Source organism: Pseudomonas sp. Tul2A7 (assembly GCF_054790505.1).
Genome location: NZ_CP186499.1, coordinates 6,230,147 through 6,243,178, shown reverse-complemented (window position 1 = coordinate 6,243,178; position 13,032 = coordinate 6,230,147). Strand labels below are relative to the sequence as shown.

The window sequence follows — 13,032 nt, the reverse complement described above, 5'->3', positions numbered from 1 at the left end:
CAAATATCCAGACTGAATCAAGCCTGCGCCGCCACCGTCACTGCCGGTCTTTCCGGCTTGCGCAGCGCCTCCAGCCTTGAATCGCTGTAGTTCGATTCGCGGAAGAAACGCCAGTGCCCGAACAGGTCGTAAACATGGGTGATGTGCCCTTGTTCCTGATAGCCCAGGCGAATATGCATCTTCAGCGCCTGTACATTGGCGTTGTCGCAGATATCCACGACTTTTTTAAAGCCTCGGGCAGCCATGACTTGCCAGAGTGCGGTCTGTGCATCGACGGTCAAGGTACTGCCGAAATAGTGCCGGGTAATTTCCGCGCCGAACTGAAAGTATTCACCGGGCTTGACCGGGAACGTGCAGCGGTAGAAGTGGCGGTCGTAATAGTCGCGCGTGCTGGCCCAGACGAACCCGACGGTGTGACCGTCCTGGTCCAGGTACATGTGCCCTGTATGCCCTTCTGCGGCCAACTCGGCCATGGTCTCCACGCGGTCACCAAAGTACTTGCCGAATGCCTTGGCGTTGTCCTCGGTGATGTCGACTCTGCGCAAGCCTTCACAGGGGCGCAGTTTGTTCGGGGCAATCGGCGTGACCAGATCGCGCTCCATCCACAGCAGTTCACGATGAGCGAACACGTAACGTTTCCACAGCGCGCCAAGGGTGCGGCGCAGGCCTTTTTGTTTGATGCGCAGAAGCAGATTTTCGATGACGCTCATGATGCCCTCCGAGGCGATAGCCCAGGTGTGTTGGATGGTGTTGCCGGTTGAATTTCGGATGTGTTCGCCGCCGTCGAGTTGCCGGCACGCGGTGCGCGCCATTTTTGCAGGGCCGGTTTGACGTGGTGCCAAAGGCGTAACCCCAGGCCCAGCAGCAGACCGCTCGGGCGCCATGAAAAGAAACTCCAGCGCCAGTGTTCCAGTTGCCCGGTCATGCGTTCGTGCAGTTGATGGCTGGAGTTTTCCAGGCTGACCCGCGACGCATCGATCCAGCGCCAGTGCTCATCCAGCCCCCAACGAATCCATTCATCCAGCAATACCCGGCCACTACCGAGGTCGGCGTACTGCGGCAAAAACGCCAGGTTGTAATCGTAGAGCCGGCCCTGTTCGAGCAGGCCGAGGCGATAGCTGATGCAGCGGTCGTTCAGCTCCAGCGTCACGACCCGCACCAGGCCGTGAGCGGCGAGGGCGGTAAAAGCGCTTTGCATCCACTGACGACTGCGTTCGGTGGCGAAAATCCCGACCCCCTCGTCACCTTTCCAACTGACCGACTCGACTTCCTGCAGCGCTTCCAAAATCGTAGGCATCGACAGCGCATCGGGGATGATTCGCCGCACTTGCGCACCGCATGCGGCAATCCGTTTGCGTGCCCGACGCAGCTTGTAGCGCGGGTCACCGGAGATCTCCTGATGATCGGCGTCGCTGATCAGATGCACCGGCACCCGGCAACTCAGGCGTCGTTCAGCCGTGGAACTGCGCGCCATCCATTCGGTGAGCGCACTTTCTTCACCGGCAGGTTCCGACAGTTCATTGAGTTGCAGCAGCGCGTGGGGCAGATGCTTACGGATCAGCACCAGCGCCTTGTGCATGTCTTCGCGGCCGAGCAACGACAGCAGGGCCAGGCGATCGGCCATTGGATAACCCAAGTGATGCAGAACGCGAAACGGTACGCCAGCGAAGCGTTCGCGGCTGGCCACCAGTGGCAGGCACAGCAGCAATTGCTCGGCTTCCCAGCCGAGCAGAATGTGCAGGCGCTGATCCTCGTCCAGGGCCTGCTCTGCCGCGCACAACCAGCCAAGGTTGTTGAACGGCGTGTGGTCGGCCACGCGCAGGCGCAGTGCTTCGTAGGCTGTTGCCGGGAAGTCGGCAGCGCACAGCGAGGTGCGCCATTCGAATCGCATCACCATGGGTTCAGGCCGCCGTTGCTGTGACAGGTGGACGGGAAGTTTTACCCAGCGCCGCCAGACGCGAGCCGCTGTAGCGGGTTTCGCGATAGAAGCGCCAGCGGCCGAACAGCGTGTAGATATTCATGATCCGCTGTTGTTCGGTATAGCCCATGCGCAGGTGCAGCTTGAGCGCCGGGACGTTGCTTGAGTCACAGACATCGACCACTGTGTGGCAGCCTTGGGCGGCCATGGCTTTCCACAGGCGCAGTTGCAGATCTACCGACAATTCGGTGCCCCAGTAGGCACGGGTCAGTTCGCCGCCGAACTCGAAAAATTCGCCGGGTTTAACCGGGAACCGGCAACGGTAGTAATGCCGATCGAAATAGTCGCGCGGTGTGCCCCAGATAAACGCCACGGCATCGCCGTTGTCGTCGACATGCATATGCCCGGTGTGACCGTCACTGGCCAGCTCGGCCATGACGCCGACGCGGTTGCCGAAGTAGCGGGTAAAGGCGCTGGCGTTGCTTTCGGTGATCTTCAGCATGCGCAGTGGCGGGTAGGGTTTGAGGCTGTGTGGCGGCACTGGGCTGACCAGATCGCGCTCCATCCACAGCAGTTCCTGATGGGCAAAAATGTACATTTTGCGGATCTTCGCCAAGGTCGCTCGCAGGCCTTTACGACGGATATGTCCGCAGAGTCTTCGCAATACATCCATGGTCTCTTCTCCTGTTAAGGGTCCCACGCACAGCAAGAGGCTCGCGGGGCAGAACATCGAAGGGCGGTTCATGAAGCGCTCCAGGTCAGGGCAAACACGGTTTGCCCCGGTAATTCGAAACGTACGCGCCCGTTTTCGCAGGCAAACGGTATGTCGCGGCTGCGATTGTCAGCGCCGAAGAAACGCAGGGCGCTTTGCTTCAGCGGGCACCGGGCACCGCTCAGATCAACGCGTTGCAGGCGCGTGCCCTTGTTCACCCCGAGCAGTGCGCGTTGCTCGTCGCCGGCCATCGCCAGGACATCCACCTCAAAAGCGTCGTTATCCAGTTGCAGCACTTGCGGCAGCCAATGCCGGGCGATGAATTGCTGGGCAAGGCCCACCGGTTTCAACTCGAAGCGACCATCGTCATGTATGCGCACCATGCCCTTGCCGTAGGGCGGTTCGTCGGCGGCCTGAAACCAGTTGAGCATGCTCAGCAGGCCGTCCTGAGAAGCGTTGATGACCACCGAGGCCCACCACAGCGAGGCGTAATGGGTTTCCTGATCGTAGGGGCTCAGAGCCGAGCCACTGGACAGATTGGTCTGATCGAGCAGCAACGCTTTGCGGGGCTGACCTTTAGCGTCAAGCCCCACCAGCTCTGCTGCGCGGCGCACGCTGTCGCGGTAGACCCGGGTCGCCAGCAAGTCGCGGATCATCCATTCATGCCAGGCCAATGCATCGACTTGATCGGCTGATTCACTGAGTAAACGCCGCGCCCAATCGATGCCGCGCTTGTCCGCTGCGTTTTCGGTGAACGGCCCATTGACCAGCCGCGAGCTGGCCGGCATTGCGATGCGCACCCCGGCCTTGGCGTTGGCCGGGTCGCTGCGCACCTGCCGCGCCATGCTGCTGAAGATCGCCCGGTATTGTTCGTAGCTTGAATAGTTGAGATTAGGCTCGTCGGCGAAACCGATGTAATGCGTGCCTTTGCCACCCAAGGCGCGGGTGCCGGCGAGCCACGCGTCGAGGCCGCTGTTGCTTTGTACATCAGCGCGCAGATCGGCCTGACGCCCGGTGCCGGCGAGCAGGGTGATGTCCTGGCGAATGCCGAAGCGATTTTGATAAAGCTGACGGAACGCGTCTTCGAAATGTGGATTCTTCGAGGTGACGTCAACGAAGCTGTAGTACCCCGCAGCGGTGGGTTTCAAGGCATCGAGTACGGCGTGACTGGCCGGCGGCGGTACGAGGTAAGGCAGTGCGATTCCCAGATCCGGCGTGCGTCCGAGGACTTTGTCGTGCAGGGTCAGACGCGTCTGCCCCGGTTCTGACTGCAAGGGTTTGAGCTGCTGCGGATTCTGCGCAAACAGATTCGCCGTGCCATCGAGCCAGAATGCGGTTTTGCCCCTACCTTGCAGACGCAGGCGCCAGACCTGCGGTTGTTCGCTGACGGGCAGCGCGACTTGATCGAACTGCCAATAGGCACGATAGGGTTTCAGTGCCAATGACAGTTGCTGTCCATCGCCAACCCGCTGTGCCTGCAAACCGCTGACGCCGCCATGGAACTTGCCGGCCAGCACTGCGTGTTCGCCGGGTGCGACTCTGAAATACAGCTCAGTGGCGTTACGTACTTCCGCGCTGAAATGCACCTTGGCCGGGGCAAACAGCGCCACGGTTTTTTCGTCATGTTCGATCCGGTAACCGCGGAAACTGTAGCCGGGAATCTCCAGTTGATAACTCGCAGCGCCAGGTGCCAGCGGCCAGCTCTGGCTGCCACGGGTTTCATTGGCCTTGATCAACCGTTCGCCCTGCAACTTGCCCTGACCATCGAGCAGGTAAAGATGCTCTTCGTTAGCCTCTGCCTGCCACGCCGGCACCCAGCTGACGGTTAAGGTGTCCGCGCGATCGGCCTGCAGATACAAACTGCCATCGCGGATATCGCCCCAGCGCATCGACGCCGCGTAGGCGTCCAGCGTCAGGCCAAGTCCGAACAGCAGGGCCAGGCGTTTCATGCTGTCTTCCGACGTTGCAGCATCAACCACATCGGGGTGATGTCGCTGGGCAGGATGATCAAGGTTTGCCAGAACGGCACGTTGCTCAAGCGGCAATAAAGCACCAGCATCGCCACCGTCACCGCCAGATAGGCGATCGATGAAGCCGCCGCTGCACCGACAATGCCGTAGGCAGGAATCAATAGCAGATTCAGCGCCAGGTTGAGCAGCGCGCCGATGCCCATCAGTAACGACACCGTGCCGGGGCGATCCTTGCCAATCAGATCCAGGCGCAGAATGCTCGCATAGCACAGGCCCAGCAGGCCGGGCAGCAACGCGAGCAGCGCCGGGTACGCCGGTTGATACGCCACGCCGAACAGCGTGACGATCAACCATTCGCCGATCACTGCCATGGTCAGGCAGGCGCCGAGCATCACCGTGGCGGTCAGGCGTAGGGCCAGCGGAGTTACCTTGTCCATGCCTTTGTCCTGTTGCAGCAGTCGCTTCATCAGCGGGGTGGTCACCGCTTCGGGAACGATCAGCAACAGTTCGGCGGCGGCGCTGGCCATGGCGTAGTGGCCGAGCGCGGTACTGCCCAGCAGGGCGCCGATAAACAAGTAGTCGGAGCGCAGAATGATCTGTTGAAACAGCAGGTCCGGATGGCTGCGCGCACTGAAGCGCAGCAGCTCGTTCTGGCTCGCACGGTCCCATTGCAGTTGCAGCGGTTGTGCGCGCTTGAGCCACATCCAGCCGACCAGCACCACCAGGCTGATGCCGGCCAGCCAACTGATCAGCGCGGCTTCGAGTGCTGCTTCTTTCCACATCCAGAACAGCGCAACAAACAACAGCAGCGGTGCCAGGGATTCGATCAGCCGCAGAACATTGAAGGCGACCACGCCGCCCGATGCGTTGTGCAAGGTCAGCAGACCGCTTTTGAGCACGGTCAACGGCACCGCCAGCAGCAACAGCCACGCCAGCAGACCGAGCTGCATCGTCACATCGAGTTCGCTGCCGAACTCACGGGCCAACGCGACCACCAGCAAGGTCAGCAGCCCGGCCAGAAGGCAACCGAACACCAACACCTGAGCGAGCAACAGGCCCATCGGCCGTTGATTGGCCGCTTGATAACCGACTGCCGAATTCAAGCCGCCGCTGGTCGCCGCGCTGATCAGATCCGGCAGGGTGCTGAGCAGGGCGAACAAACCGCGCTCACTTGGGCCGAGAATCCGCGCCAGCAACACATTGCGCAGCAGGCGCAAGGCGATCATTGCCAGTTTGGTGCCCATGCTCAGGGCCAGATGCTTGAGGTAGCTGCCGCGACTCATGGCCGTGCCCCGCGATAAATGCGCCACGACAACAACGCCGGATTGCACGCGATGCGCTGACTGACGCCGAAGCGCGGCAGGTTCAGCGGGTCGCCTTCGCCGCGATAAATGCCGGTGCCGGTGCCGAGGGCGAACGGATAATCGTGATTGGCGATCTGCTCGCGCACGCGTTCATCGTTGTCGCCGTTGGGGTAGCAATACACCGGCAGTGGGCGGTTGCAGCCGTTGTACAAGGCATCGCGGCTGCGGCTGATTTCTTCGTTCAGGCGCTGATCATCCAGGCCGGTGAGGATGGCGTGGCTGGCACCGTGCGGGCCAAAGCGCACCAGACCGGAAGCCTCCAGCGCGCGCACTTGATGCCAGTCCAGCGCTTGCGGCTGTGATTCGGCTGGGCACTCATCGGTGAGTTTTTCCAGTTCCTGCGGGTCAAGCGTCTTCAACCCTTGGAGGAAATGCAGCAGCGCCAGGCTGCGGCGGTCGACATCGATGTCATCGAGCAGTACCGGCAATGGGTGATGCATGAACTGCAGGCACTCGATCAAGTGCATCCGCGCTTTTTCACCGTGGCTGCCCCACAGGGTTTCGCCAAGGCTTTCCCACCAGAAACGCTGACGGCTGCCGATGAAATCGGTGGAGAGGAAAATGCTCGCCGGCACCTGATGTTTCTGCAGCAGCGGGAAGGCGTTGACGGCGTTGTCGCGCCAGCCGTCATCAAAGGTCAGCGCCACCCGTGGGCGCTCGCTGCGCAGCGAATTGGGCTGGAGGATTTCCATCAGCGGCACGCAATCGAAATGCCGACGCAGCCACAGCAGTAAATGCTCGAAGGCCTTGGGCCCGACGCACAGTTCATTGCGGTGCGGCAGGTTGGCGGCACGGTCGTTGGCCAGTACCCGGTGCAGCATCAGAATGACCCCGGCGCCGTGCAACTGGTTGCGCCCCACTGACGAGTTGAGATAGAGCCAGCCGCTGGTGCGTTTTAGCAGTTGTTTGATCGCCATGGCATGAGTCCTCTCAACGATTCTGGTCAGGATTCCACTGTGCGTAGCGTTGCCCGCGCAGGAACTGCCACAGACCGACGCTCATGCCGGCCAGCGTCACCAGCAGGAACGCCGCGAGGCGGAACGGTTTCGGCAAACGGTGTTGCGAATCCAGCAGGCCGGCGATGGCCACCGCGTAGCCGAGCAATTGCGCAATCAGGCTCAGGCGATAGAAACCGTGCTCGTTCCACAGCCAGAAATTGCTCAGCAGCAGCGGCAGCAAGAGAATCGGCGCGAGGCGGCGGATCAGTTTGTGGCTGATCAAGGCAATGGAATAAAGGCCGTACTTGAACGGATTCAGCAGTGCGCTGCGTTGCGCCAGGCTTTGCAGGCCGCCGACGGTGACCCGCTGGCGGCGGCGCCACTGCTTGCCCGCTTCGTCGACACCCTGGTCGATCACCTGCGCCTGGGGGACGTAAACGATGCGTTTGTGCGCCACCGGCGCGCAGGTACTGATGAAGAAGTCGTCGTTGACCTCGGCCGGTACGTTCTGGAACAGCTCGCGGCGCAAGGCGAGCAGGGCGCCGTCGGCGGAGACCATGCAGCCGGTGCGATTCTCGACCCGGCGCAACCAGCCTTCGTAATGCCGATAGAGGCTGTCGCCAATACTCAGGCCACCACCGGTGACCGGGATCACCATGTGCCCGGCGCAGGCACCGACCTGCGGATCGCTCAACGGTGCGAGCAAATGGCCGAGGGTGTCGCGCGACCATTGGTTGTCGGCGTCGGTGAACACCAGAATGTCGCCGCTGCTCACGGCAACGCCGGCATTCAGTGTGGCGGCTTTGCCCTGGCGCGGCAGGTCGAGGACGGTGATGCGCGGATCGATCACTTTGTGCGCGCAGGCGACGGTGTCATCGCTTGAGCCGTCGCTGGCGAGAATGATCTGCAGCGTGGCGGGCTGATAATCCTGGGCCAGCAGGGTGCGCAACTTGTGCTCGATGTGTCGCGCCTCGTTGTGCGCGGCGATGACGATGCTGACGTTCAGCGGCGGTGCCGGCGCGTGCCGCCAGGCCGGGAACAGCGGCGCCAGCAAGGTCAGCAGCAGCGGATAGCCGATGTAGGCGTACGCCGGCAGCACAAGGCACAGGCAAAAAATGAATTCAGCCACGGGCGGGCCTCCTGGCGTTCCAATGACACAGACTGAGAACAAGTGCCGCGCTGGGCAGGTGCAGGCGTAACCAGTGCAGACCCCACAGCTGCAAGGTGAGGCGAGCATTGTGGTGCTTGATACTCTGCCGCACGCTGAGCATCAGACTCGGCAGCAGGGTCAGCACCAGCAGGATCACCGCGAGCTGCGCGAGGCCGGCGAGCAAGGCAACGATCAGTAGAAAATCCGTCATCCAGACCAGCAACGACAGCAGCGGAAAACGCAGCAGGCGCAGGCTCATGCCATGGGTGCGCAGCAACTGCAGATGGCTGCCCTGGCGCCACAGCTCCTTGCCCATCCACTCGCGCCAGTTCATTTCGTAGCCCCAATGCAGGGCGATGCTGTTACTGGTCGACAGCAGCCGTGCGCCCTGTGTGCTCAGACGCAAGGTGTATTCCTTGTCTTCGCCGGTGCGCAGGGTTTCGTTGAATCCGCCGACGACGTCAAACCAGCGTTTGCGCATCAACAGGTTGGCGCTGGGCAGCCAGTCCACGGTGCGACTGGCGTGCGCTGATGGACGCAACATGCGCCGTTGCCAGGCGGTCGCGTACCACGGCGCGGCGGCGGGGGTGTGCAGATCCAGGCCAAAAATGTCGCCCTGATTCTGCGCTTCGAGAGCGAACAATTCGTTCAGCCAGTCTTCGGGCATTTCGATATCGGCATCAATGAACGCCAGCCATTCACCGCTGGCAACCGTTGCGCCACGATTGCGCAAAGCGCCGATCAGCAGGCCGGGCAGCACCAGCACCTGTGCGCCGAAGGCGCGGGCGATCTGTGGCCCGTCATCAGTGGAACCGTTGTCGACGACGATCAGTTCACAGTCGATGTCGGCGGCGTTCGCGGCTTTGCGGGCGGCCAGGAGGGTGCGGCCGATGTGCCGTGCCTCGTTGTACATCGGAATGACGATGCTGATCCGGCTCATGCTCTGGCCTCCGTCAGCGGTGCTTGCTCGGCTTTCAGGCGCAGCACCCAGGTCAGTGCAAGCATGATCCACAGGTATTTCAGGTTCGGCGCGCTGAGAAACATCAGAAACAACGTCAACGACAGAAAACTCATTCCCAGATGGGTCATCAGGTCGGCGTGCTGCCATTCACGCCGTTGCAGCCATTCGCGTCGTGCGCGGATCAGGTTGTAGAAACCCTGCACGAGCATGCCGACAAACAGCAGGCCGGCGGGAATCCCCAATTCGCTGAAAATCTCCAGATAAGTGTTGTGCGCCCGGCGATACAGATCGCCGATCTTGCGGTTGGCCGAGAATGCCTTGGCATAACCGGTAGTCGCATAGTGCAACGGGAATGTCCCGGGGCCCGAGCCGAGCAGCGGATGCTCGCGGATGATCTGGCTGCCGACGACAATGTACGAGGCGCGACGGCCGAGGGATTCATCCTGAGCCTTGGCCCCGGCGCTCAAGATACTCAGCGACTGGATGCGCGCCAGGTAACCGGCAGGCATCGCATAAATCGCCAATGGCAGCACGATGGCCGCGCCGAGCATGGCAAAGCCGAAATGCCGCGGACGGATACGGTTGAGGTGCTGGCGGTAATGCCAGACCCCGATCGCCAGACTCAAGGCCAGTACCACCAAACCTGAGCGCGACTCCGTTTTGGTCATGCCGCCGAGCAGCAAAAGACAGCAGCCCGCCCAGAACAGACGGTGCAGCAGGTTCGGGCTGCGAATCACCAGCAGCAGGCCCAGCGGCACGGCGAAGGCGATCAGCAGAGCAAAGGCATTCGGGTCTTCGAGCAGGCCGGCGGCGCGGCCCTTGTCCTGGAATCGGCTGGAAAACATCGCCATCGCGCAGGTCGTGCTGACGCTGAGCGTGACCAGTCGGGCGAACAGATCGAGGTTCAGCTCGCGGCCGACCAACAAGGTAATCACGAACAGAATCAGGCCCACGCTCAGTTCACGCAGATGACTCTGTGACATGCCCATGTTGTCGGTGGCGAGCAGGCTCAGCAGGTACAGCGCCATGAAACCGATCAGGTAGCGCCACAGATTGCTGCGCAGGCGCTGCGATGGAATCTGATGCAATGCCAGTTGCAACGCCAGGATCAGCGCCAGCGAAGCACCGATCAATTTGCTCCCGGATAACGCGCTGTCCTTGAAGAACCCTTCAAACGGCACCAGCGCGGCAATGCCCAGCAGGCCCCAGGACGGTTTGCGGTACAGCACCGTGAAACCCAGCAGCCCCAGCACTGCCCCCGGCGCCAGAAACGGATAAGGACTGACCAGCAAAGCCATGCAGACCAGTGCCAGCAGACTGACGATCGAGAGCGGGAAAATCATGCGCGTGCCTCCCGTGCCGTGTAGATGTACAGCTGCGACCAGCGTTCAGCCAAAGCCTTGAGGTCGTAGCGTTCCTGTTGTGTGCGTCTGGCGTTGTCGCGTAGGTGTGCGGCCAGCTGCGGTTCGGCCAGCAACGTGTCGAGCTGACGGGCGAGGGCGGCGGTATCGGTCGGTGCGGCGAGCAGGCCGTTGTGACGGTCCTGCAAGACATCGGGAATGCCACCGACCGCGAACGCCACCACCGGCACACCGGCCTGCATCGCTTCGAGCAGAATCATCGGCGTACCCTCGGTGCGCGAGCTGATCACCAGCGCATCGAGTTGCTGCCACCAGCCTTGCATTGCCGTCTGATAGCCCGGCAAGCGAATCCGCTGTGGTAAACCGGCAGCGTCGATACGCGCCTGCAAGGCCTCACGTTCCGGACCGTCACCGAGCATCACGGCGTCCAGTTGCGGATGCTGGTGACACAACGCAATCAGCGCATCGAGAAACAGATCCGGGCCTTTCTCGCTGCTCAACCGGCCGACGTAGCCGACCAGCCAGCGTTGTCGTTCCAGCGCCGCCGGCAGCGCTGGCGCCGCTGGCAAACCGTTGGCAATCACCTGCAACTTCTCGGCACGGACGCCAGCCTGACGGTGCAACACAGCGATGCTTTGCGCGACGCAGACCACCCGTTTCACCGAGGCCGTGCGGCACAGTTGCAGGCTTAGCCAGGTGTAGAACTTCTGCTTGCGACTGCGCGGGGTGAATCCGTGCTGAGTGATCACCAGCGGCAGGCGCAACACAGTGGCGCCGACCCAGCCGAACACCAGCCCTTTGAAGTTGTGCGTGTTGAGCAACGGCTTGTCACCACGGCGCTGATGCAAGTGCCGCAGCAGTCCGCCGAGCCCGGCACAGCTGCGAGCGTCCACCCCGGCCTGGCGAAAGCGCTCGATCAGCTCTGGTGGCGCGTCAAGGAACAGCACTTGATGCTGTCCCGGCGTCGCCAGGCAATGATCCAGCAACATTCGCTCGGCGCCGTAGAAGCCGCCGCTGCTGAGCAAATGAATGATCGGCAGGGCGACGCACGGGGTGGACGCCGCGTTCAATTGCGCACCCAGTGAACCAGGCTCGGCACGGTCCAGTTCTTGTGCGGATTACCCGGCTGCGACGTTTCTTCGTTGAGCACCAACAGCACCGGCAGGCCCAGTTCATGGCTGATTTGCGCCGGATGCTTGAAGCGGTGATCGAAGAACTCACGTACGTAGACGAAGGCAATGGCTAGCAGCAGTCCGGTGAGCAGGCCGAACGGAATGATCAACATCGGCTTGGGAAACGCCGCCTCGGTCGGTTCATACGGCGGGCTCAAGACACGGGCGTTGGACAAGTCGTTATCCAGCGCGCGCGTCGTGCTGCTTTCGGCAAAGCGTTGCGCATAGGTTGAGAACGCTGCGTGCAATGCGCCGATCTCGGTGTCCATCTGGCGCAGCTTGCTTTGGGTTTGCTGCAATTGATGGATGCGATTCTTGAACTCGGCAATGCGCGCGGTTTTCTGCTCGATGACCTGGCTGACCACCGACAGGTCGATCGTGCGTTCCTGGATGCGGTTGTTGACCACTTTGAGGAACTGCTGGCGTGTGCGGGCAATTTGCTCGCGGGCCAGCAACATCGGTTCGCTGCTGGGCTGAAATATCGCGAGGTCGTTCATATAGCGGCTGACCTGAGTGGTCAGCGCCTCGCCCATCTGCCGGATCTCGCGATCCTCGAACGCGATGTTGTCCACCGTAGTGGTGAAGGTGAACGGGAAGGTGTAGTCGTTAAGTTTGTTGGTGTTGGCGGTGGCCAGGCTGGTTTTCAGGTAATCGAGCCAGCGCTGGCTTTGCAGCAAGCGATCGCGATACAGGTTGAGTGCCTGCTCTTCGGTGTTGATCGCGTTGAGGCGAAAGGTGATTTCCTCTTTCGGATCGGACGAACCGACGCTTTCCAGCAGGCTCAACCGTGCGCCTTCCAGACCGTCGAGGCGGACTTGATACTGATGCTTCTTGGTCTCGTAGAACGATTGCGGCAGCTCGATCGATTGCAAGGCCTGACGATCGACCAGATAGTTGCGCAGCAGCGTGGCAACGAACGTCGTGCCCTGGGCGGGATCAGGGAAGCTGTAGACGATCGAGATGACATTGGAACCCGGCAGGGTTTCGATCTTCAGATTGTCGATGGCTTCCTGGGTCAAGCCATCCAGCACCGTGTCGCGCACCGGATCGGTTTCCATGCCCAGTGCATCACGCAGCGGATTGATCACGTATTCGCGCAGCGGCGTGCTGACGTAACGCTTGAACGGTTCGGCCAGTTTGCTGAGCATCCCCGGCGGCGGGTTGTACTGACCCTGATCGCGCAGTTCGCTGATGGTCTGACGAATCAGCGCCGGCGAACGGAGGATATTGCTTTCGGTCTCCATGTCCGCCAGCGATGGCGGAATGAAGGTGGCGTTGTCCTGGGTCAGCGAGGTGGTCGCATCGCCCTGGGAGAGTTTTTTCGACTGCACGATCACCTGCGCGGTGATATCGAAGCTCTGTTTGAGCAACAGCGGCAGCAACAGCGCGATCACTGCAAAGATCAGGAAGATGCGCTTCACCAGTTGCTTGTTGGCGAAGAAAATCCTGAAGAACTCGTGCAGGTAATTTTCTTTTGGGTTCATGT

The 13,032-nt window shown here is 61.4% G+C and carries 11 protein-coding genes; all 11 read right to left on the bottom strand.

The genetic code is table 11. The annotated features are described in order from the left end of the window. Window positions 1-17 precede the first annotated feature (17 nt). The 11 genes from ACOYXJ_RS27775 to ACOYXJ_RS27725 all read right to left on the bottom strand — a co-directional run bounded on the left by ACOYXJ_RS27775 (window position 18) and on the right by ACOYXJ_RS27725 (window position 13,030). A complete protein-coding gene (locus ACOYXJ_RS27775) occupies window positions 18-710 on the bottom strand; it encodes a GNAT family N-acetyltransferase (RefSeq protein ID WP_460372748.1) in 693 nt (230 codons plus the stop codon). After that, window positions 707-1,897: a GNAT family N-acetyltransferase gene (locus ACOYXJ_RS27770; RefSeq protein ID WP_460372746.1), complete on the bottom strand. Its 1,191-nt coding sequence runs from the start codon at window positions 1,895-1,897 to the stop codon at window positions 707-709. The genes ACOYXJ_RS27775 and ACOYXJ_RS27770 overlap by 4 nt, the downstream gene beginning before the upstream one ends. A gap of 4 nt (window positions 1,898-1,901) precedes the next feature. After that, window positions 1,902-2,591 (bottom strand): GNAT family N-acetyltransferase, encoded by a 690-nt coding sequence (locus ACOYXJ_RS27765; protein WP_460372744.1) that lies wholly within the window; start codon window positions 2,589-2,591, stop codon window positions 1,902-1,904. Between the two features lie 68 nt (window positions 2,592-2,659). Continuing rightward, a complete protein-coding gene (locus tag ACOYXJ_RS27760) occupies window positions 2,660-4,579 on the bottom strand; it encodes a hypothetical protein (RefSeq protein WP_460372742.1) in 1,920 nt (639 codons plus the stop codon). Next, on the bottom strand, window positions 4,576-5,883 hold the full coding sequence (locus ACOYXJ_RS27755; RefSeq protein ID WP_150707400.1) for an oligosaccharide flippase family protein: 1,308 nt from the start codon (window positions 5,881-5,883) through the stop codon (window positions 4,576-4,578). Before ACOYXJ_RS27755 ends, ACOYXJ_RS27760 begins: the two co-directional genes overlap by 4 nt. Then, window positions 5,880-6,881: a polysaccharide deacetylase family protein gene (locus ACOYXJ_RS27750; protein ID WP_038369605.1), complete on the bottom strand. Its 1,002-nt coding sequence runs from the start codon at window positions 6,879-6,881 to the stop codon at window positions 5,880-5,882. Before ACOYXJ_RS27750 ends, ACOYXJ_RS27755 begins: the two co-directional genes overlap by 4 nt. 13 nt (window positions 6,882-6,894) lie before the next feature. Continuing rightward, the gene (locus ACOYXJ_RS27745; protein WP_102902811.1) at window positions 6,895-8,031 is read right to left on the bottom strand and encodes a glycosyltransferase; all 1,137 of its coding nucleotides are present in this window, start codon (window positions 8,029-8,031) and stop codon (window positions 6,895-6,897) included. Beyond that, on the bottom strand, window positions 8,024-8,992 hold the full coding sequence (locus ACOYXJ_RS27740) for a glycosyltransferase (RefSeq protein ID WP_460372740.1): 969 nt from the start codon (window positions 8,990-8,992) through the stop codon (window positions 8,024-8,026). The genes ACOYXJ_RS27745 and ACOYXJ_RS27740 overlap by 8 nt, the downstream gene beginning before the upstream one ends. Then, window positions 8,989-10,356, bottom strand: a complete 1,368-nt coding sequence (locus ACOYXJ_RS27735) for an O-antigen ligase family protein (protein WP_460372738.1) — start codon at window positions 10,354-10,356, stop codon at window positions 8,989-8,991. Before ACOYXJ_RS27735 ends, ACOYXJ_RS27740 begins: the two co-directional genes overlap by 4 nt. Continuing rightward, the gene (locus ACOYXJ_RS27730) at window positions 10,353-11,444 is read right to left on the bottom strand and encodes a glycosyltransferase family 4 protein (protein ID WP_460372736.1); all 1,092 of its coding nucleotides are present in this window, start codon (window positions 11,442-11,444) and stop codon (window positions 10,353-10,355) included. The genes ACOYXJ_RS27735 and ACOYXJ_RS27730 overlap by 4 nt, the downstream gene beginning before the upstream one ends. Next, window positions 11,441-13,030: a GumC family protein gene (locus tag ACOYXJ_RS27725; RefSeq protein ID WP_150774472.1), complete on the bottom strand. Its 1,590-nt coding sequence runs from the start codon at window positions 13,028-13,030 to the stop codon at window positions 11,441-11,443. Before ACOYXJ_RS27725 ends, ACOYXJ_RS27730 begins: the two co-directional genes overlap by 4 nt. Window positions 13,031-13,032 lie beyond the last annotated feature (2 nt).

Excerpts from the sequence above, each read along its gene's own strand:
- ACOYXJ_RS27725 (WP_150774472.1), bottom strand. The coding sequence starts at position 13,030 with ATGAACCCAAAAGAAAATTACCTGCACGAGTTCTTCAGGATTTTCTTC.
- ACOYXJ_RS27755 (WP_150707400.1), bottom strand. The coding sequence starts at position 5,883 with ATGAGTCGCGGCAGCTACCTCAAGCATCTGGCCCTGAGCATGGGCACC.
- ACOYXJ_RS27750 (WP_038369605.1), bottom strand. The coding sequence starts at position 6,881 with ATGGCGATCAAACAACTGCTAAAACGCACCAGCGGCTGGCTCTATCTC.
- ACOYXJ_RS27740 (WP_460372740.1), bottom strand. The coding sequence starts at position 8,992 with ATGAGCCGGATCAGCATCGTCATTCCGATGTACAACGAGGCACGGCAC.
- ACOYXJ_RS27770 (WP_460372746.1), bottom strand. The coding sequence starts at position 1,897 with ATGGTGATGCGATTCGAATGGCGCACCTCGCTGTGCGCTGCCGACTTC.
- ACOYXJ_RS27775 (WP_460372748.1), bottom strand. The coding sequence starts at position 710 with ATGAGCGTCATCGAAAATCTGCTTCTGCGCATCAAACAAAAAGGCCTG.
- ACOYXJ_RS27765 (WP_460372744.1), bottom strand. The coding sequence starts at position 2,591 with ATGGATGTATTGCGAAGACTCTGCGGACATATCCGTCGTAAAGGCCTG.
- ACOYXJ_RS27760 (WP_460372742.1), bottom strand. The coding sequence starts at position 4,579 with ATGAAACGCCTGGCCCTGCTGTTCGGACTTGGCCTGACGCTGGACGCC.
- ACOYXJ_RS27735 (WP_460372738.1), bottom strand. The coding sequence starts at position 10,356 with ATGATTTTCCCGCTCTCGATCGTCAGTCTGCTGGCACTGGTCTGCATG.